Origin of the sequence: Arcicella rosea, from assembly GCF_040543805.1 — a bacterium.
In the GTDB taxonomy this organism is placed as follows: domain Bacteria; phylum Bacteroidota; class Bacteroidia; order Cytophagales; family Spirosomataceae; genus Arcicella; species Arcicella rosea.
Window position 1 is genome coordinate 67,959 of record NZ_JBEUMS010000021.1, and the last position, 19,122, is coordinate 87,080.

The 19,122-nt window shown below is 35.1% G+C and carries 16 protein-coding genes; 11 read left to right on the forward strand and 5 right to left on the reverse strand.

What is annotated here, in order from left to right:
• Positions 1 to 102 precede the first annotated feature (102 nt).
• Positions 103 to 501, reverse strand: a complete 399-nt coding sequence (locus tag ABID42_RS22100) for a T9SS type A sorting domain-containing protein (RefSeq protein ID WP_323258448.1) — start codon at positions 499 to 501, stop codon at positions 103 to 105.
• A gap of 598 nt (positions 502 to 1,099) precedes the next feature.
• Between ABID42_RS22100 and ABID42_RS22105 the strand changes: the two genes are divergently transcribed.
• From ABID42_RS22105 to ABID42_RS22125, 5 genes are all read left to right on the forward strand, one after another.
• A complete protein-coding gene (locus ABID42_RS22105; protein ID WP_367285514.1) occupies positions 1,100 to 1,774 on the forward strand; it encodes a hypothetical protein in 675 nt (224 codons plus the stop codon).
• Positions 1,775 to 1,817: 43 nt separating this feature from the next.
• Positions 1,818 to 2,819, forward strand: a complete 1,002-nt coding sequence (locus ABID42_RS22110) for a hypothetical protein (protein WP_367285515.1) — start codon at positions 1,818 to 1,820, stop codon at positions 2,817 to 2,819.
• Between the two features lie 148 nt (positions 2,820 to 2,967).
• Positions 2,968 to 4,338: a DEAD/DEAH box helicase gene (locus tag ABID42_RS22115; RefSeq protein WP_367285516.1), complete on the forward strand. Its 1,371-nt coding sequence runs from the start codon at positions 2,968 to 2,970 to the stop codon at positions 4,336 to 4,338.
• Positions 4,310 to 5,056 (forward strand): hypothetical protein, encoded by a 747-nt coding sequence (locus ABID42_RS22120; protein WP_367285517.1) that lies wholly within the window; start codon positions 4,310 to 4,312, stop codon positions 5,054 to 5,056. The genes ABID42_RS22115 and ABID42_RS22120 overlap by 29 nt, the downstream gene beginning before the upstream one ends.
• Positions 5,016 to 5,714: a DNA alkylation repair protein gene (locus ABID42_RS22125; RefSeq protein ID WP_367285518.1), complete on the forward strand. Its 699-nt coding sequence runs from the start codon at positions 5,016 to 5,018 to the stop codon at positions 5,712 to 5,714. Before ABID42_RS22120 ends, ABID42_RS22125 begins: the two co-directional genes overlap by 41 nt.
• Here the strand turns inward: ABID42_RS22125 and ABID42_RS22130 are convergent, their stop codons facing one another.
• The 4 genes from ABID42_RS22130 to nirB all read right to left on the reverse strand — a co-directional run bounded on the left by ABID42_RS22130 (position 5,715) and on the right by nirB (position 11,048).
• Entirely contained in the window at positions 5,715 to 6,359 is a 645-nt protein-coding gene (locus ABID42_RS22130) for a response regulator transcription factor (protein WP_323258442.1), read from the reverse strand. It lies immediately after the preceding gene.
• 112 nt (positions 6,360 to 6,471) lie between these two features.
• Positions 6,472 to 7,950 (reverse strand): ATP-binding protein, encoded by a 1,479-nt coding sequence (locus ABID42_RS22135; RefSeq protein ID WP_323258441.1) that lies wholly within the window; start codon positions 7,948 to 7,950, stop codon positions 6,472 to 6,474.
• A 164-nt stretch (positions 7,951 to 8,114) separates the two neighbouring features.
• On the reverse strand, positions 8,115 to 8,462 hold the full coding sequence (gene nirD, locus ABID42_RS22140; protein ID WP_323258440.1) for a nitrite reductase small subunit NirD: 348 nt from the start codon (positions 8,460 to 8,462) through the stop codon (positions 8,115 to 8,117).
• Positions 8,463 to 8,540: 78 nt separating this feature from the next.
• Complete coding sequence (nirB, locus tag ABID42_RS22145; RefSeq protein ID WP_367285519.1) at positions 8,541 to 11,048, reverse strand: nitrite reductase large subunit NirB; 2,508 nt, start codon at positions 11,046 to 11,048, stop codon at positions 8,541 to 8,543.
• Between the two features lie 386 nt (positions 11,049 to 11,434).
• Between nirB and cobA the strand changes: the two genes are divergently transcribed.
• The 6 genes from cobA (at position 11,435) to ABID42_RS22175 (ending at position 18,732) form a co-directional block, all read left to right on the forward strand.
• Complete coding sequence (gene cobA / locus ABID42_RS22150) at positions 11,435 to 12,202, forward strand: uroporphyrinogen-III C-methyltransferase (protein WP_367285520.1); 768 nt, start codon at positions 11,435 to 11,437, stop codon at positions 12,200 to 12,202.
• 223 nt (positions 12,203 to 12,425) lie between these two features.
• Positions 12,426 to 13,655, forward strand: a complete 1,230-nt coding sequence (locus tag ABID42_RS22155; protein WP_323258437.1) for an MFS transporter — start codon at positions 12,426 to 12,428, stop codon at positions 13,653 to 13,655.
• 234 nt (positions 13,656 to 13,889) lie between these two features.
• The gene (locus ABID42_RS22160; protein ID WP_367285521.1) at positions 13,890 to 15,509 is read left to right on the forward strand and encodes an alginate export family protein; all 1,620 of its coding nucleotides are present in this window, start codon (positions 13,890 to 13,892) and stop codon (positions 15,507 to 15,509) included.
• Between the two features lie 246 nt (positions 15,510 to 15,755).
• A complete protein-coding gene (locus ABID42_RS22165) occupies positions 15,756 to 16,964 on the forward strand; it encodes a CmpA/NrtA family ABC transporter substrate-binding protein (protein WP_367285522.1) in 1,209 nt (402 codons plus the stop codon).
• Positions 16,965 to 17,031: 67 nt separating this feature from the next.
• Positions 17,032 to 17,820 carry a nitrate ABC transporter permease gene (gene ntrB / locus ABID42_RS22170; RefSeq protein WP_323258434.1) on the forward strand — a complete coding sequence of 263 codons (789 nt, stop codon included), beginning with the start codon at positions 17,032 to 17,034 and terminating at the stop codon, positions 17,818 to 17,820.
• Between the two features lie 54 nt (positions 17,821 to 17,874).
• Positions 17,875 to 18,732: an ABC transporter ATP-binding protein gene (locus tag ABID42_RS22175; RefSeq protein WP_367285523.1), complete on the forward strand. Its 858-nt coding sequence runs from the start codon at positions 17,875 to 17,877 to the stop codon at positions 18,730 to 18,732.
• The last annotated feature ends 390 nt before the right edge of the window (positions 18,733 to 19,122 follow it).

A 19,122-nucleotide genomic window follows, 5' to 3' on the forward strand; every position in this document is an offset into this window, starting at 1 on the left:
AAGCCGTGATACGATATTTGTTCGCATCACGGCTTGAAAGATAAATTTAAATTTAAGATTTAGATATTAAAGAGATTTAAACAGATTTGAGGTTAAACGAAATTAGTTTAATGAAATAAAACGGTCTTGATTAACAGGTTCAGGATTTTTAGTACCAATGTTTACGTTTTTCACAATTTTGCTTTCGCCATCAGTGATTTCAAAGCTATAAGCACCATCTTCCAACTCGCTCAAATCAAATTTACCATGATATTTCTGGCTGTTTTTACCTACTCTTTCTTTGTGTAACACATCCCCTTTTTCATTTTTCAATGAAATATATAAGTTCTTGCTCGTCGTTTTCTCAATCAATACGTTCATTTTCATGGTATTGATAGTTTGGTACATTCCTACAGCAAATGATTTTTTACTGTTTGCTGGCTCGTTTGTGTTAGTAGCGCTTGCTACAAATGACATCACTGATAATACTGCAATTGCGAAAGATTTAATGAAAGTTTTCATTTTTTTAAGTTGTTTAGATTTTAAATTAATTTTTATAAGAAATAAAAGTTTAGAAATTACACACTTTGATTTTTACTGATACTCATAAGATTTTTATGCCATAATTAATAAGTGTTTGTTTTTCAATTAGTTAAAAAGGTTATTAAGATTTAGAGGTGTTCGTTTTTGTTACAGTTGTTGTTCGGTTTAGTACGTTTTCAATTTTTAGAGCATTTTGTTGTTTCCTTGTTTTTGATGTGTCAAAGTTATGGGTAAAAGCCAGTACCTTGCAATACAAAATACCATAATCGGTCGTTTATCTTTGTGAATGGTAAATGCTCCTGATATTCAACAGATTTTTGATTTAAGCGGATGCTTTAAAATTGATGAGTGTTTTAACTCAGAAAAGAACTGTTTTTCTGAATCTCAGACATAAGATGCAGGCAACAATTATAATGTTGCACGTAAGAAAAAAAATTATCATAAATTTTTATATGATTATCAAGCTCCGCAACCACTCTTACTTCTGCATAGACATTCCCAATAAAAGCGTATTAATATTGTAATAGCCTCAAACAAGAAATTTCAGAAACATTTTAATTCAAAATAAATTATTCAAATGGCAGCAGAAGAAAAAAGTATCGGAAGAAAATTATTGAGTTTCTTTATTACTGAAGAAACTGCTCATCCAACAAATACAAGTAACACCGTTCCAGCTCCTCAAATAGTAAAAGAGGATGCTGTTGTAATACCAAAATCCGTTGAAAATGGCGTAATGGATAAAAAATTTATTGACCATTTTGTGCAATTACTTGAAAATTCCAATTTAAAAGGACCAGATTATTTTGAATACATGCAAGCTTTGAAAGGTTTGTCGGGTTTGGGGCTTTCGGAAGAAAAACAATTTCAAGCCGCTTGGGCAAGTTTTAAAGCAATGGGCGGTATTACTGATGTACAAGTACTGACAAATACTGCAAATCAATACATTGGAATATTGGATGCCGACCGACAAGCTTTTTTGAAAGATGTAGAAGCGGCAATCAGCCAAAAAGTTGGCGGTTTGAAAAGTGAACTGAAAAAGACAGAAGACGAAAACGAAAATATCGCCAAACAAATCGTTGAATTACAACGAAAAATGGAAGAAAATCAATCGAAAGTAAAAAAGTTGACTGGAGATATTGAGGAACAAAGTGGAAAAATTACGATTAATAAAAGTAATTATGAAACAACTCATCGTTCTTTCGTTGAACAAATAAAAGGCGATATTGCAAAGATTGTCGCCTATTTGAAATAACACTATTCTAAATCAAATATTTAAAATTTAAACAACCAAAACAATGACAGATTTATCACAAATCGGAGGAAATCAACCGACAAAATCATTTTGGAGTAAGCCCGAAGGCATTACTTCATTATTCTTCTTGGCTGCAATTGGCGCTTTCGGCTTGTATTACTTTAATATCATTCTTGAATTCTTGATAAAAGTAACTTCAAATACACTTTATCTTGGTGGGCTTTTAGCAATATTGGGCTTGTTTATTTTCCTAATTACCAGTAAAGACGTTCGTACTGCGGTTTTCTTTTTGTTTAAAATGTTGATGCGAAATATTACAGGAATCGTCGTTCAGCTTGACCCAATTGCTATTATGAAAATCTACATTTCTGATTTACGTGAAAAGCGTGAACAAATGTCGAAACAAATAGATATTCTGGCTGGTCAATTGGTGAAATTGAACAAGAAAATTGGCGAAAATAACGAAAACATCAAAGCTAAATTCGGCGAAGCCAACAAAGCCAACAGCATGACCGATAAACCTGGCATGAAAGAAGCCGCTGCGTTGGCAAGTATCGAAGCCGTAGGTTTGCAAGAAATGAATGAGAAACTTTTGCCATTACAACGTAACATGAAAACTATTTTAGGTTTCATGGAAAAAGTACAGTCTTCGGCAGATTATATCATCAAGGAAACTGAAATCAAAGTAAAATTGAAAGAAGCTGAATACGAGATTGTAAAAAGTAGCTCGAATGCCTTGAAAACGGCAATCAGTATTTTCAAAGGTAATCCAGATAAGAAATTCTACTTTGATGAATCGATGGAGTACATTCAAGATGATATGAGTAAGAAATTGGGCGAAATGAAACGTGCGATGGATTACTCAATGGATTTTATTAATTCGGTAGATATTCAAAATGGCATATTGACAGATAAAGGTCAATCAATGTTGGATGCTTACAACAAAGGAGAATTCAGTTTGATTACTTTAGATAGTCCTTCAGATACAGGTAAAAAAGAAATAAATCCTTCAAAAGACTCTTCTTATAAAGGTTTATTAGATTAAAAAATCCTTCTCTAAATTGTAACTCAAAGTAAATCTTTGGGTTACAATTTCACATCTCACAAGTGATAAACTTTATTTTCGTACCTTTGTAAATGTTTTCAGGAAAAGCGATGTACCGCAATCCGATGACAAATAACATTTATAAATTATGACTTTCGAAGATTTTCAACTCAATCGCCAATTATATAATGCCATCGAAGAAGCTGGCTATCAAGCACCTACGCCGATTCAAGAGCAAGCCATTCCATTAGTAATGGGCGGGCATGATGTACTGGGAATTGCCCAAACTGGTACAGGAAAAACCGCCGCTTATTTATTACCAATTTTGATGAAAGTAAAGTACGCACAAGGCAAAATGATGCGTGTACTTATCCTTGCTCCTACTCGTGAATTGGTCATGCAAATTGATGAAACCGTAAAACAATTATCAAAATACACAGACCTTCGTCATATCGCTTTATTTGGTGGTTTAGGTCCTAAAACACAAATAGAAGCCTTGCAAGCGGGTGTTGATATTGTGATTGCCACACCGGGAAGATTTTTAGATTTATATTCTAAAGGTGAAATTGGTGTAAAAGAATTAAAAACTTTAGTACTCGACGAAGCAGATAAAATGATGGATATGGGTTTTATGCCTCAAATCCGTAATATTTTAGAAGTAATCCCTTCGAAGAAAAGACAAAACTTATTGTTTTCGGCAACTTTCCCTCCAAGAGTAGAAAACCTTTCGCACGAATTCCTTGAGTTTCCGCATAAAGTAGAAGTAAGTCCGCAAGCCACAACGGCGGATATGGTAAAACAACGTTTGTTTGAAGTACCCAATTTCATGACCAAAATTAATCTTTTGGGAATGTTAATGCGTGACCACGAAACGTTTAACAGAACCATTATTTTCTGTAGAAGTAAAGAAATCGCCGACAATATTTTTAAATACTTAGGAAGAAAAGTTGTTGGAGAAAACAAGATTCGGGTAATTCATGCGAACAAGGGGCAAAATACCAGAATCAATTCGATGGAAGATTTCAAAGAAGGAAATATTCAAGTATTAGTAGCGACAGATGTGGCTGCTCGTGGAATAGATATTCAAATGGTAAGTCACGTAATTAATTTTGATGTGCCTTTGATTTACGAAGATTATGTTCACAGAATTGGTCGTACTGGTCGTGCTAACAACAAAGGCGAAGCCATTACTTTTATGACCGAAGCGGAGGAATATCACATTGGCAAAATTGAAAAAATTATCAAAATGCCAATTCCACGTGAGGCACTTCCTGTAGAATTAGAAGTATTACAAACACCATTTGTTGAAAAACAAATTATGTTACGTGAAATTGATGAACAGAAAAAACGTGAAGACCCAGATTTTAAAGGTGCTTTCCACGAGAAAAAAGACCGAAAAGTAAAAGCTAAAGAAAAAGAAGTAAAGAATAAAAAACAGCACATTACAGCAGGAAAAGACGCTCGTAAAAAAACATTTGGCAAAACAAAACGTGAAGACCCAAGACGAGGAAGAAGATAATAAGAAAGATTTTGGAGTAAAATTCAATGCAATGCTTACACCACAGTCGCAAAGCTTTATAGCACATACTGAATTTGAGGAGAAAGTAAAAAAGATGTTCAAGATTTTTGAACATGATAAAACCTTGTTCTTTACTGTTAGTTATTTAATTCTTACGGCTATCGGAATGATTTTTAGTGGAGCATATTTCCTTGTGTTTGATATTAATATTCTGGATTACTCTCAAATCAGTGACTTTATTCTGATTGCCTTCAAAGACCCTTTTTACTTATTATTTAGTGTATTGACGGTCATTTTAACCATTTTGATTTACTATTTGAATAAATGGTTAATGACTAAATTTCCCAATTATTTCCTCAAACAAGAGAAAAAAAGGTGGAATAAATGGTTTAAACAAACTGGGAATTATTACTTCTGGGGCTATATGATGGTTCTTTTGGTGTATATTCCAGAGTCTGCATATTTTTATGCACGATATAAAAGCAAAGAAATAAAAACAGGAAAAGGACAAGTAGTACAGGTATATTATAATTCGGATAACAAAAGTGTTAAGCCACCTTTTCCTACTTTAGTTGGTACAACAAGCAACTTTATTTTCTTGTATCATCCCGAAACAAAAACGACGGAAATCGTCCCTTTCAATAGTGTTAGTAAAATAGTCATTGTAGATTCAAGTCATGTTAGCAAACCTCAAACAAGCACTCCTAAACCTCGCTAAACCAGAAAGAGCTATACAAACGGCTCGTTTTTTCAAAACAGGCGAAGGTCAATATGGCGAAGGCGATATTTTTATTGGTATTACAAATCCAGAAGTAAGGGCTTTGGTGAAAGAGTTTTGGAAAGTAATAACTCTTGCTGATATTCAGATTTTATTAGACGATAAAATTCATGAATTTAGATTTACAGGCTTGATGATTTTGGTAGAACAATTTCAAAAGGCGGACGAAGAGAAAAGAACAACAATCGTTGAATTTTATCTGAATAATCTTCACCAAATCAATAATTGGGATTTGGTTGATTGTTCATGTTATAAAATTTTAGGAGAATATTTACTCAATAAAGACCGACAGGTGCTTTATGAATTAGCAGGAAGTAAACATTTGTGGTCTGAGAGAATAGCCGTAGTTTCTACAATGGCTTTTATCAGAAAAGGTCAGTTTTTAGATTGTTTTAAGCTTTCTGTACTTTTCCTCACTCATCCACACGACTTGATGCACAAGGCCTGTGGATGGATGTTACGTGAGATTGGAAAAAGAGATGAATTGGCTTTGGAGGAATTTTTAGAAGAAAACCTCACAAAAATGCCAAGAACGATGCTTCGTTATGCGATAGAAAAAATGGATGAAAAGAAACGGTTATCTTATTTGAAACGATAATTATCCAATCGCCATTTTTACTAAATCTGCTGTATTTTTTGCTTTAGTTTTCTTCATCATGTTCGCACGGTGATTATCAACAGTACGAATACTTAGGAATAGTTTATCCGCAATTTCTCGACTATTGTAGCCTTGTACGATATGTTCTAAGATTTGTTTTTCTTTCGGGGTGATTTTTTGGAAAATCGGTCTGCTTGTATCAGGTTGATTTCCGGTTGTTTTTGAAAGAAGTTCGTCGATAATAACTTCTGAAATTTCAGGTGGAAAATACTTTCTTCCTTCCGAAACTACATTAATCGCACGCATGAGTTCTTCTTTACCAGTATCTTTTAACAAGTAACCACTAGCACCATTTTCAACAGAATTGATGATATATTCACGGTTGTTGTGCATTGAAAAAATAAGAATGCGTACTTCAGGATATTCTTCTGAAATAATTTTGGCAGCCTCAATGCCTGTCATTTTAGGCATGGTCAAATCCAAAATAACAACATTGGGTGACAAAGCTTTTACTTTCTCGATGGCATCTAAGCCATCAGAAGCTTCTCCGATTACTTTCACGCTTTCTTCGTCTTCCAAGAGCATCTTCATCCCTTTTCTGACAACGTCGTGATCATCTGCTAATAATACTGTAATTGGGTTCATAATTTTTGTTGATTATATACAGAGAGTAATTATAAAATACTTATGTACCAGAAATTGCTAATGCTTTTAATGTTGAATTTATTAATTTTTTTTAAGATATTCAACTTAAGTACTAGGATACTCTTTCAGTATTTTTTCTCCGCTTAGTAATTAGTTTGTTGTTTGTGGCAATCGGAATGTTAACTAAGATACTAGTCCCCTTTCCTGTTTTTGATTGAATTTTACAAGTACCATTTAATAATTCGGCTCTTGTTTGCATATTTTTCAGACCGCTACCGCCCAAAGATTTTCGGATGGCTGGCAAGTCGAAACCAATTCCATTATCAGAAATAGTTAATCGAATAGAACCCTCATTCTCTGCTATTTCTACTTTTATTTTTTCCGACTTTGAATATTTTACTGCATTATGAATCGCTTCTTGTGTGATTCTATAAAGACATACTTCTACTCCTTCTGGTAATCGTTGAATTTTCTTTTCTTGAAACTCAATACTGATACCCGACATTTTGCCTACTTGTTCTGTCAAGATTCTGATGGCTGGCGTTACGCCAAAATCACTCAGTACAGAAGGCGCTAAATTAAATGCCACAGTTCTGGTAGCTTCGATGGTTTCTTGTATCAGTTTTTGTAATTCATCAAATGATTTATCTTGTTTAGGATTGATGAATGAAAAGCTTTTTACTTTTTCTCCATGCAATCGTAAACCCGTCAACATTTGTCCGATTCCATCGTGTAATTCTCTGGCTAATCTTTTACGTTCCATTTCTTGCCCTTCCATCAAGGAGGCAGAACGTACTTTTTCTTCAGCTAATTGTAGTTTAAACTTCTCTTCTGTAGCTTGTACCAAAGCTTGCTGAGTTTTGAGAAGTGTTTCATTGGTTTGGCGCAATTCACTTTCCGAATCTGTCAATTTTTTGATGACAAGTCGAATATAATTGGCAATCGGACGGAAAATGACAAAACCTTCTAAAATAAGAATACTGAACAAAATGATGAATAAAATCAATTCAATTCGTTTCGTCGTATCAACTCTTGCTCTTGATTCAACATCGTACTGAAAAACGATTTTGTTCATCATTTTCAGAAAAAGTCTTTCGTTTACTAATACTTGATGTAATGCAGCACGCATGGTTTCGTCCTGATTACTCACAGGTTTATTGATGCGCTCGCTGATTAATTTAGCATTTGATAAAATGGTTTGAAAAATAGGATCTACTTCTCGAAACATGCTATCAATTTTAGGGCTATTTCTTACGGTATAAGTTTTACCGTCGGTTTTTAAATCTTTGTTTTTTAGTCCTTCATGGCTTTGTCCCCACAAAGTGATAATTTCTTTAATATCTTCCGAATAATGCTCGGCATCGGCTTGAAAAATATCTGGACGACACAACAAAATGGCTGTTTTAGAAAGCCTTTGGCTCAACATCCTTTGGCGCCCTGCAATATTGACAACATGTGAATCATCAATCAACGAATTCAGAAATACTTGAATAATAATTTGTCCAGACATAGAAAGCAACGCCACCATCGTGAGGGCTATCACATAGAGGCGAGTAAGTCTGTGGAAAATTTGACTATCAAGTGGCTTCATAACTTGAAATATACCAAACTTTCGGAAAAAATCATTTATAGTTTTCAAGTAATTTGCTGATTGTGAGATTGTTGAAAATTTTTCTTTGAAAAATCATGTAATGGGATTTTACAAACTGATAATTCGCAAGTTTTTGTGAATATCAATTTGTAAAATCTTTCTTGCTAGACACCCACAAATACTTGCCCATCTTCTACTTTGACTGGGTAAGTCTTAATAGTGTATTCATCGCCGCTTAAACATTCTCCAGTTTGTAATGAGAAGGTTTTTTTGTGGAAAGGACAAGCTACTTTTGGTTCATTGTCCGCACCAGTCGAGCCAATCATTCCTCTCGATAACGCCATTTGTTGACGGTGTGGGCATTGGTTTTGCGTAGCATACCATTCGCCACGGCGAGTAAAATTATAAATGGCAATTTGTTCGCCTTCAATCAAAGCGCAAGCGCCTCCGTTTTCTGGAATATCTTCAACACTGCATGCTACATGCCAAGTGATTGTTTGTTCTGCTATCATTGTTGTAATTATGATTGAGTGAATTGAGAATGAACTTTTGAAGATTAATTGCCCAAAAGCTCATTCAATTAAACTATTTTACTTCCATTCTGCTGCCTTGATTTGATCACGCATTGGTTCAAATTTGGCATAAGGGTCTTTCATTTTTGGAGCATTCACAAAGTGTGTGAAACGCTTACGAAGTTCTGGATTGGTTACTACTTCTTTCCATTCGCATTTGTAAGCTTCTACCAAAAACTGCATTTCTTTTTCAAATTGTTCGTTCATTCCTAAAGCATCATCAATAATTACTGATTTCAAATAGTTGATGCCGCCTTCCATTTTATCTAACCAAGGGGCAGTACGAGTAAGTGGCTCTGCCGTTTTGATATAGAACATCAAGAAACGGTCGATGTACTTCAAACAAGTGGCTGAGTCAATATCAGTAGCTAATAATTCTGCGTGACGAGGTTTTACACCACCATTTCCACACACATATAAATTCCAACCTTTTTCTGTAGCGATGATACCGAAATCTTTTGATTGTGCTTCGGCACATTCACGAGTACAGCCTGAAACCGCTGATTTTAACTTGTGCGGAGAACGTAAACCACGATAACGCTCTTCAACTTCAATAGAAAACGATACAGAATCTTGTACACCAAAACGACACCAAGTAGAACCTACGCAAGATTTTACGGTTCTTAAAGATTTTCCGTAAGCGTGACCAGACTCGAAACCTGCATTCACTAATTCTTCCCAGATGTCTGGTAAGTCGCTTACGTGTGCACCGAATAAGTCAATTCTTTGTCCGCCCGTGATTTTAGTATATAAATTATATTTCTGAGCAACCTGTCCGATAACGATTAATTTCTCAGGAGTAATTTCTCCACCCGGAATTCTTGGTACTACCGAATAAGTACCATTTTTTTGGATATTGGCTAAGTAGCGGTCGTTAGAATCTTGAACGGTTGCGTTACCTTTTTCCAAAATCATTTCGTTCCATAAACTTGCAATGATTGAAGCCACCGCAGGCTTACAAATTTCGCAACCATCTCCTTTTCCTAAATTATCTAAAGCTTCGTCATAAGTTTTGTAGCCTTTGATTTTTACTAAATCAAATAATTCCTGACGAGTATAGTCGAAGTGTTCGCAAAGGACGTTTCTTACAAAAACACCTTGCGATTTCATCGTTTCGTTAATCAAATCTTTCACCATTGGCACACAACCACCACAACCAGTACCAGCTTTTGTGCATTTTTTGATGCCATCAAGTGTTGTTACTTTATTTTCGATGATTTCGTGACAAATTCCACCTTTGGTTACTGCTTCACAAGAACAAATCAAAGCTTCGTCTGGTAAAGACAATACGCCAGAACTTGCATGTTCACCTCCACCTCTTGAACCCAACATCAAATCTTCTGGGTCGGCAGGTAAAAGCACTTTGTTTTTAGTGTTTTGCAATAACATATTATATTGTTCTGCATCACCAACCAAAATACCACCTAATAAGTACTTGCCATCGTTTGAAATATTGATTCTTTTGTAAATACCTTTTGCAGTATTTTCAAATACGATAGTTTGTGCATTTGGTTCTTGAATGAAAGCATCACCAAAACTTGCTACGTCGATACCAATTAATTTTAATTTGGTTGACATATCAAAAGGTTTAAACTCTTTTTCGCCACCAATGATTGAAGTTGCTACAACGTCGGCCATTTCGTAACCCGGCGCAACTAAACCATAAATCATGTGATGTGCTAATGCGCATTCGCCGATTGCAAAAATATTGGGATCTGATGTTTGAAGTTTATCATTTACGATAATACCCCCACGAGAACCTACTTCTAATCCAGCAATCTTGGCAACTTCGTCACGTGGTTTAATACCAGCAGAAATTACTAACATATCTACATCAAGCTTAGAGCCATCAGCGAAACTCATTCCTTCGATGATGCCATCTCCAACAATTTCCTGAGTATTTTTATTCAGATGAATCTGTAACCCTAACGCTTCTAACTTTGTCTGAAGTGTTTTTGAACCAGCTTCATCAATTTGTCTTGGCATTAGTCTTGGTGCAAATTCAATTACATGTGTTTCTTCTAATCCTAAATCTAATAAAGCTTTTGCTGCTTCTAATCCTAATAAGCCACCACCAATTACTGCACCTTTTTTAGCAGTTTTAGCATGTGACTGCATCAAATCTAAATCCTCAATAGTTCTATATACAAATACGCCATCTTTTTCAACACCAGGAATCGGTGGCACAAATGCCGCAGAACCTGTTGCTAATACCAAGTAATCGTAATTAAGAACGATTCCATGATGAGAGCGTACCGTTTTAGCATCTTTATCAATATCAACAACTGGGTCTGAAAGATAAAGTGTAATACCATTCTCTTTGTACCAGCTGCTTGGTGCCATTGTCAAATCGTCTGCGGTTTTACCAGCAAAGTATTCTGACAAGTGTACACGGTCGTAAGCGGGGCGAGACTCTTCGCCAAAAACGACCAGATCAAAACTTTTAGACACATCTTTTGAAATAAGTTTTTCACAAAACTTATAACCGACCATGCCGTTCCCCACTACGACAATTTTCTTTTTCATAAATGATACAAGATTATGATTGACACTTTTAATGATTAATACTTATACAAAATGACTTGATGTTTTCTAATGACTAAGTATTTATTTGAAAACCTTAAATCAGTATTTGTATTTGTATGAAAATGAGTATTTATAACTATTTTTAGAAAAAATATAAATTTTAATAATTGTACTTTAAATATAAACCACTTTTTCTTAAAAATGCGTAAAAATGCTTATTTAATGTTCAAATTTAAACCTATTTTTTGTGATTTTGCAAATTTTTTGAGAAAATTAATAATTTTTGAATCTTTTATTTTGATTATTAACAATTATGTGCCATGTTTGTATCGAAATCACAACTGAGTATTTATAATCATCATTGTTCAAGTATAAAATACTAAAATATGAATATTCCAAGATTAACTTTAATTGGTGCCGGCCCGGGAGACATAGATCTCATCACTGTAAAAGGGATTCGTGCAATTAAGTCGGCGGATGTAGTATTGTATGATGCGCTTGCAAATGAAGAGTTATTAGAGTTTGCTCATCCAAAGGCACTTCGTATTTATGTCGGAAAACGCTTAGGGAAATATGTTTATACACAAGACGAGATTAATCAAAAGATTGTTAGTTTGGCTTTAGAGTATGGGCACGTTGTGAGATTGAAAGGTGGCGATCCATTTGTATTTGGAAGAGGTTTTGAAGAGATAGAATACGCAAGAAATTTTAATATAGAATGCGAAGTAGTGTCAGGAGTTACTTCGGCGATTGCCGCACCAGCATCTATCGGTATTCCAGTAACAACGAGAGGTTTTTCAGAAAGCTTTTGGGTAATTACAGGAACAACAAAAGCTGGGGAGTTATCAAAAGATATAACATTGGCAGCGCAATCTACAGCAACGGTGGTTATTTTGATGGGAATGAGTAAGTTGACTCAAATCTGTGAATTGTTCGCAATGAATGGAAAAAGTGAAACACCCATCGCAATTATACAAAACGGTACTCGTAATAATGTGAATTTCGCAATCGGTACGGTATCTACTATTATTCCAATTGTTAAAGAACAGCAAATTTCAAATCCTGCTGTGATTGTTATCGGTGAAGTGGTGAGTTTGCATCCTTCATTTATTGAAAAATTTAGTGATGAATTGGCTTTGAGCAACAAGCTATAATTAAGTAAACGAATTTTATTATTAATAATTAAAATTTACACAATCAGTTTTTTTCTTCCCTTCAGCATCCGTTGAAAAAAGTCTATCGTGGGGGCGATAGATTTTAACAAATCGGAGAAATTCACAGAAGATGATTTCTCTGTTTTACAAAAAGGTTATGAAAAATATTAGTACAAACAAGCCGCTTGATTCATTGAATGTATTTTCATTCAAAGGAATTCAAATGCAAACTTTTCACATTACTTGGATTACATTCTTTTTCTGTTTCTTTGGTTGGTTTGGTATTGCGCCATTGATGAAAATCGTAAAAGACGATTTAGGCTTAACAAAAGGACAAATTGGTAACATCATCATCGCATCAGTTTCTGCAACGATTTTTGCCCGTTTAATCATCGGTCGTTTATGCGATACTTTAGGTCCAAGACTTACTTATACTTGGTTGTTGGCAATTGGTTCAATTCCAGTAATGACAATCGGTTTAGCAAATAGTTACGAATCATTTTTACTTTTCAGACTAGCAATTAGTGTAATTGGCGCATCGTTCGTTATCACGCAATATCATACTTCTGCAATGTTTGCTCCAAATATTAAAGGTACAGCCAACGCAGTAGCTGGAGGTTGGGGGAATCTTGGCGGAGGAATCACAAACATGGTAATGCCTTTGGTTTTTGCAGCTTTCGTGGGTGCTGGTTATGTAAATCATGATGCTTGGAGATATGCAATGGTAATTCCAGGTGCTATTTTATTAGTCATGTCATTTGTTTATTACAGATTTACACAAGATACTCCTGCTGGAAATTATGCTAATATTAAAAGAGAAGCCGTACAAAAAGGTTCTTTCTTTTCAGCAGCATCTGATTATCGTACTTGGATATTGTTTTTAGCTTATGGCGCTTGTTTCGGAATTGAAATTACATTTGATAACGTAGCCGCACTATATTTTACAGAAAACTTCTCTTGCGATTTGAAAACAGCAGGACTTTTAGCTGGAGCATTCGGATTCATGAATCTTTTCGCTAGAGCAATCGGAGGAATTGTTGCAGATAAAGTAGGTAAAACCTATGGCATGAAAGGAAAAGGCTGGTTATTAGCTGGTTTATTAGCGATGGAAGGCTTAGGTATCATGTTATTTGCACAAACAGGTTCAATTGGTTTTGCAGTAATGGCGATGTTAGGTTTTGCAATGTTCTTGAAAATGGCAAACGGTGCTACTTATGCTATCGTACCTTTTATAGACTCAAAAAATGTAGGTTCAGTAGCAGGAATTGTAGGTGCAGGCGGAAATTTAGGTGGAGTACTTGCTGGATTTTTATTCAAATCAGAAACGATTACTTATGCTGAGGCATTCATGTATATTGGAATAAGTGTAGCTGTGATTGGGGGATTAACAGCACTCATTAAATTCGACAGAAAAGCATTACCAGTAACAGAACAAACGTTAGAAGTAGCTTAACACCTCTTTAGACCAAACTTTGCAAGCAGAAGTGCTTGCAAAGCCATCTCAAATTTTTGAGGAAACGTTATTTGAAATATTGTGCTATTAACCATTCTAAAATGATTAGAATTTTGAATCGATAGTGGGGGCTATCGACTAAAAAATAAAGAAAAACCCGAACGAGATGGGGGTCTCGGTTCGGGCGAAATTGCGTAAACTCTGTTAAAATTTTTCACAATCAATCACAAAAGTATGAAAAAATCTTACATTTTTAAACTTGCTTTGGTCTTATTTTTGGGTACTTCTACCCAATTCATCGCAAAAGCTCAGTTCACTTTGCAAGGGCAAATGAGAACTCGTACAGAAGTACGAAATGGTTTGGGAAATTTAGTGGCAAACGATGCTAAATCAGCTGCTTTTACTTCTCAAAGAACAAGATTAAACTTTGGTTATAAATGGGACAGAGTAACTTTTGGTGCTGCTGTTCAAGATGTACGTGTTTGGGGACAAGATGCTTCTTCTATTTCAAATGCAGATGGAGCAAAATTGATGCTTCATGAAGGTTGGGCAGAAGTAACTTTAGCTAACAAAGCTGATACTACGATTAAATTCAAATTAGTTGATTTATTGAGTATCAAAATTGGTCGTCAAGAATTGATTTATGATGACGTTCGTTTAATTGGTAACCTTGATTGGTTACAACAAGGTCGCCGTCATGACATGGTTTTACTAAAAGGAGTACATCATGGATGGCAATTTGATGTTGGTTTGGCTTTCAACCAAAATGCTGACGCTTTTGGTATTACTGGCACAGGTTATGTACCAGCTAATTTAAGCCCAACAACAAGAACTTCAACTGGCGTTTTAGTACCAACACCTGCAGGCATTATTCCATTGACTGTAGGCGGAGGAATCGGAGCTAATTCAGTAAAAACAGGTGGTGCTTTGGCATGGATTAACCCTCCATCAACCAATGGCGCTTCTCAAGATTATAAGTCTTTCAAAAGTGTTTATATCAGTAGAAAATTTAACCAAACTAAATTCTCTGGTCTATTTTTCCAAGATGATTTCAGTGCTTATCGTTTAGATTCAGTTGGAAGTGCTTCTACAGGTTACGTTTATGGTAGAAGGTTCGTTGCTTCTGGTGCTACTGATGCTTTCGATTACGGACAGTCACGTAGTCGTACAACGTATGGTTTGATGATTAATCACACGATTGGTAATGCTTCAGGTTTTGGAAAAATCGCTTTACAAGGAGCTTATTACGGACAAACGGGTAAAGACCGTGAAGGAAATGACATGGATGCGTATCACTACACATTGGCTGCTACTTATCAAAAAAGTAGATGGGCATTTACTTTAGGATACGATGTGCTTTCTGGAAACGATGGTACAAGTGCGACGAACAATTACAAAGCTTCGACTGGAAAAAATAATCGCTTCGACCCACTTTACGGAACGCCACACAAACACTGGGGATATATGGATTACTTCTATGTAGGCACAAACTCGCCTGCTGGAGGTTTGAATAACGGATATTTCAAAGCAAAATATACAACAAACACCGTAACGGTTGGTGTTGATTATCATTCATTTGCATTGAACAAAGCAACAACAAAAGGTGATGGAACATTGGTAGGAACAGATTTAGGGAATGAAATTGATTTCACATTGAATTACAATATGAATAAATTCACAAACCTTGAATTGGGCTATTCTGTTATGATGGCAACCGCCAATATGCCATTTGCAAAAGGACAAGCCACTACCGATGTTGCAGCTAATAACTTTAACAAAACTGGAACATGGTTTTATGCCATGATTAACATTCGTCCAGATTTCTTTTACACTAAACCAGTAGCGATAAAATAATTAGTGAGTTAGTGATTGAGTGAATTAGTGATTATTAAAAATAGATACTTATGTTGCTATTAAGCATTTTATATCTAAATGATGTCATTTTTGATTAAAAGACTAGATGACAATATTTTAATCACAACTCATCACTCACAATTCACAACTCATAATCACTCAATCGCTAAATCACTCAATAATATAGCTTCTCAATTCGATGGGGGTCGAAACGAGAAGTATTCTTAAATAAAAAAACAAAAAAATATGAAAACTCTGTTAAAAAACTCAATTGCTGTAATCTGTTTGATGGTACTTTCCATTGCAGTTTCAGCATCACGAATGAATCCACCAGCTAGAAAAATTAAATTAGGATTTATTCCACTTACCGACTGTGCGCCACTTGTAGCTGCAAAAGAATTAGGTCTTTTCGCAAAATATGGCGTTGATGTAGAACTTTCAAAAGAAGCCTCTTGGGCAAATATCCGTGACAAAGTATTGAATGGTGAATTAGACGGTGCACACTGTTTATTTTCGATGCCACTTTCAGTTTATACTGGAATTGGTGGAAAAGCAGGCTCAGAAATGAAAATCGCTATGGTGTTGAACAACAATGGTCAAGCCATTACACTTTCAAAAGATTTCTGTGGTTTGGTTGGTTATAAAGAAATGAACAAAGTAGCGGCAGCCATCAAAGATGTTAAAACTAAAAAAGAAGTAACATTTGCGATGACTTTCCCGGGTGGAACACATGATATTTGGTTAAGAAACTGGTTAGCAGCAGCAGGCGTAAATCAAAAGTCGGTTGGTATTATCACTATTCCACCGCCACAAATGGTTGCCAATATGCGTGTTGATAACATGGAAGGTTTTAGTGTTGGCGAACCTTGGAATGGTGTTGCGGCAGCACAAAATGTTGGTTTTACACACATTGCTTCACAAGATATTTGGCAACATCATCCTGAGAAAGCTTTGGTAGTAAATTCGAAATTTGCAGCTGAAGAAAGAGAAGATTTGAAAAAAGTAATGAAAGCGATTGTAGAAGCCTGCAAATGGTTAGATAATATGGGAAATCGTAAAAAAGCAGCAAGCTGGTTAACGAAACCATATTATGTAAATGCTCCATTACAAGTAATTGAGGCTCGTTTATTAGGCTCAAGTGATTTAGGTTGTGATTTAGGCGTTCAGAAATACAAAGGAGATTACATGACTTTCTATAACAATGGTGTTGTAAATACTCCTCGTAAATCTCACGCTATGTGGTTTTTGGCACAATATGTTCGCTTTGGATATTTAAAAGCAGAACCAAGTTATAAAGCCATTGCCGAAAAATTGATTCTTGATGATTTGTTTGCAGAAGTAGCTAAAGAAATGAGTGTTCCAGTTCAAGTGGATATGAAGCCTTTCAAAACTACTTATGATGTTGTTTTCGACCCAGCTAATATTGACGATTACTTAAAAGCAACAAAAAAATAAAGTTTGTCAGCGATTATCGGTTAATATTTTTAGTGTTAACCGATAATTGATAACAAGCACCAAGATTATGAAATCAGTTTCAATTAAAGATATAGCCATCAACTTTATATATTTTGTGGCAAGCATGATAATTCTGCTAGGTATCTGGCATCTAATTTCAGTCATCACAAAAGCCGAAATTCCTAATCCAGCTTCAACTTGGATTGTCTTTAAAGAACTTATTGCAGATCCATTTTATGATTATGGACCAAACGATAAAGGAATCGGAATTCAATTATTAAGTTCATTAGGAAGAGTATCAACAGGTTTTGCTTTGGGAAGCTTAATTGCCATTCCGATGGGATTGTTAATGGGTTCAACAAAGATTGGGATGAAATTATTAAACCCAATTGTACAAATCCTTCGTCCAGTATCGCCTTTGGCTTGGTTTCCTTTAGGATTATTAGCATTCAAAGCTTCTGATGGGGCAACGATTTTTATCATCGCTATTACGTCTTTATGGCCAACAGTGATTAATACAGCTTTTGGAGTATCAAGTATTCCAGATGATCATAAAAATGTAGGAAAAGCATTCGGCTTTTCGAAATGGAAATATTTAACGAGAATTATGTTGCCTTTTGCCATTCCACACATCATTACTGGTTTACGTTTATCAATCGGTATTGCTTGGGTAGTAATTGTTGCGGGCGAAATGCTTTCAGGTGGTGTAGGTATTGGTTTTTTTGTTTGGGATAGTTGGAATGGTCTTTCTTTGGAAAGAATTTTGGTCGCAATTCTTATTATCGGAACAGTTGGTTTATTGTTCGATAAAGCATTCAACGGATTACAAAATGCTTTTTCTTGGGATAAAAAATAAGCCGAAGAAATTATATTTTGAATATTCATTCAAACATCAAAATCATTATTTCCTATGACTAACATCGTAAATCCAAGTCAATTAGCTGATTCAGCGAATGACTTCCATAAAATAAATAACCGTGAAACTGCTATCAATATTAAAGACGTTACGGTAGCATTCAAAGGTTCAAAAGGTACTTTTACTGCGGTAAAAGACATTAGTTTAGAAGTAAAAAAAGGTGAAATCGTAGCCTTGATTGGGCATTCTGGTTGTGGAAAATCAACGTTGATGAATACTATTTCAGGGATGGTAACACCATCGTCTGGTGAAGTAATTGCCAACGGAAATATCGTAAAAGGACCAGGTCCAGACAGAGGAATCGTTTTTCAAAACTACTCTTTATTACCTTGGATGTCGGTTTACAAAAACATCTATGAAGCAGTTGATTCTGTTTTCAAAGATAAGAATTCTAAAGAGAAGCATGAGATTGTAGATCACTACATCCAAATGGTGAATTTAACACCGCACAAGGATAAGTTGCCAGGTCAATTATCGGGAGGAATGAAACAGCGTGTAGCCATTGCTCGTGCTTTTGCCATCAACCCAAGTATTCTTTTGTTAGACGAACCATTCGGAGCCTTAGATGCCCTTACGAAAGGTTCAATGCACATTGAATTATTGAAACTTTGGAATTTGGATAATCGTAATAAAACGATTGTAATGGTTACGCACGATATTGAAGAAGCTATTTTCTTAGCAGATAAAGTTGTTGTAATGAACAATGGTCCTGCTGCAACTATCAAGAAAATTGTTGACATCAATTTACCAAGACCAAGAAACAAAAAAGATATTACTCATGACCCAGAGTACATCAGAGTTCATGACGAATTATTGAGCTTGTTGTTTGATAAGTTCTCTATTGAAGACTAAATAAAAAATCCCGAAGTGTTGAACTTCGGGATTTGTCCCTAAACCTTGGCGGAGGCATCTAGGTAATGAGATTTTGGAATGGTTAAGTATTTTATAAATAGCTAAATCAAATTCCAAAACAGCTTTTTCAAAGCTATATTGTATAGCGTTTTGAGATAAACGTTAAACAAATCTAAGTAACATCGACCAGTTTTACAAAGAAAAAATTTAAAAAAACGCTGATTTTTTCATAAAACTGATTTTTTAAACCGATGAGAGCTTTTTATTGATGATTGATTAAGAAAAAATGTTTGTTGTGTGGAAGAATTTGTTTTCCGAATGTTTTTACAAGGAATAAAATATAATTATAAAAATTAAAAATTTAACTATGTCGATGCCTTTAAAGGTAAA

What these genes read in the sequence shown, in the direction of transcription:
- ABID42_RS22100 (WP_323258448.1), bottom strand. Translation starts at nt 501, where the DNA reads ATGAAAACTTTCATTAAATCTTTCGCAATTGCAGTATTATCAGTGATG.
- ABID42_RS22105 (WP_367285514.1), top strand. Translation starts at nt 1,100, where the DNA reads ATGGCAGCAGAAGAAAAAAGTATCGGAAGAAAATTATTGAGTTTCTTT.
- ABID42_RS22110 (WP_367285515.1), top strand. Translation starts at nt 1,818, where the DNA reads ATGACAGATTTATCACAAATCGGAGGAAATCAACCGACAAAATCATTT.
- ABID42_RS22115 (WP_367285516.1), top strand. Translation starts at nt 2,968, where the DNA reads ATGACTTTCGAAGATTTTCAACTCAATCGCCAATTATATAATGCCATC.
- ABID42_RS22125 (WP_367285518.1), top strand. Translation starts at nt 5,016, where the DNA reads ATGTTAGCAAACCTCAAACAAGCACTCCTAAACCTCGCTAAACCAGAA.
- ABID42_RS22130 (WP_323258442.1), bottom strand. Translation starts at nt 6,359, where the DNA reads ATGAACCCAATTACAGTATTATTAGCAGATGATCACGACGTTGTCAGA.
- ABID42_RS22135 (WP_323258441.1), bottom strand. Translation starts at nt 7,950, where the DNA reads ATGAAGCCACTTGATAGTCAAATTTTCCACAGACTTACTCGCCTCTAT.
- nirD (WP_323258440.1), bottom strand. Translation starts at nt 8,462, where the DNA reads ATGATAGCAGAACAAACAATCACTTGGCATGTAGCATGCAGTGTTGAA.
- nirB (WP_367285519.1), bottom strand. Translation starts at nt 11,048, where the DNA reads ATGAAAAAGAAAATTGTCGTAGTGGGGAACGGCATGGTCGGTTATAAG.
- cobA (WP_367285520.1), top strand. Translation starts at nt 11,435, where the DNA reads ATGAATATTCCAAGATTAACTTTAATTGGTGCCGGCCCGGGAGACATA.
- ABID42_RS22155 (WP_323258437.1), top strand. Translation starts at nt 12,426, where the DNA reads ATGCAAACTTTTCACATTACTTGGATTACATTCTTTTTCTGTTTCTTT.
- ABID42_RS22160 (WP_367285521.1), top strand. Translation starts at nt 13,890, where the DNA reads ATGAAAAAATCTTACATTTTTAAACTTGCTTTGGTCTTATTTTTGGGT.
- ABID42_RS22165 (WP_367285522.1), top strand. Translation starts at nt 15,756, where the DNA reads ATGAAAACTCTGTTAAAAAACTCAATTGCTGTAATCTGTTTGATGGTA.
- ntrB (WP_323258434.1), top strand. Translation starts at nt 17,032, where the DNA reads ATGAAATCAGTTTCAATTAAAGATATAGCCATCAACTTTATATATTTT.
- ABID42_RS22175 (WP_367285523.1), top strand. Translation starts at nt 17,875, where the DNA reads ATGACTAACATCGTAAATCCAAGTCAATTAGCTGATTCAGCGAATGAC.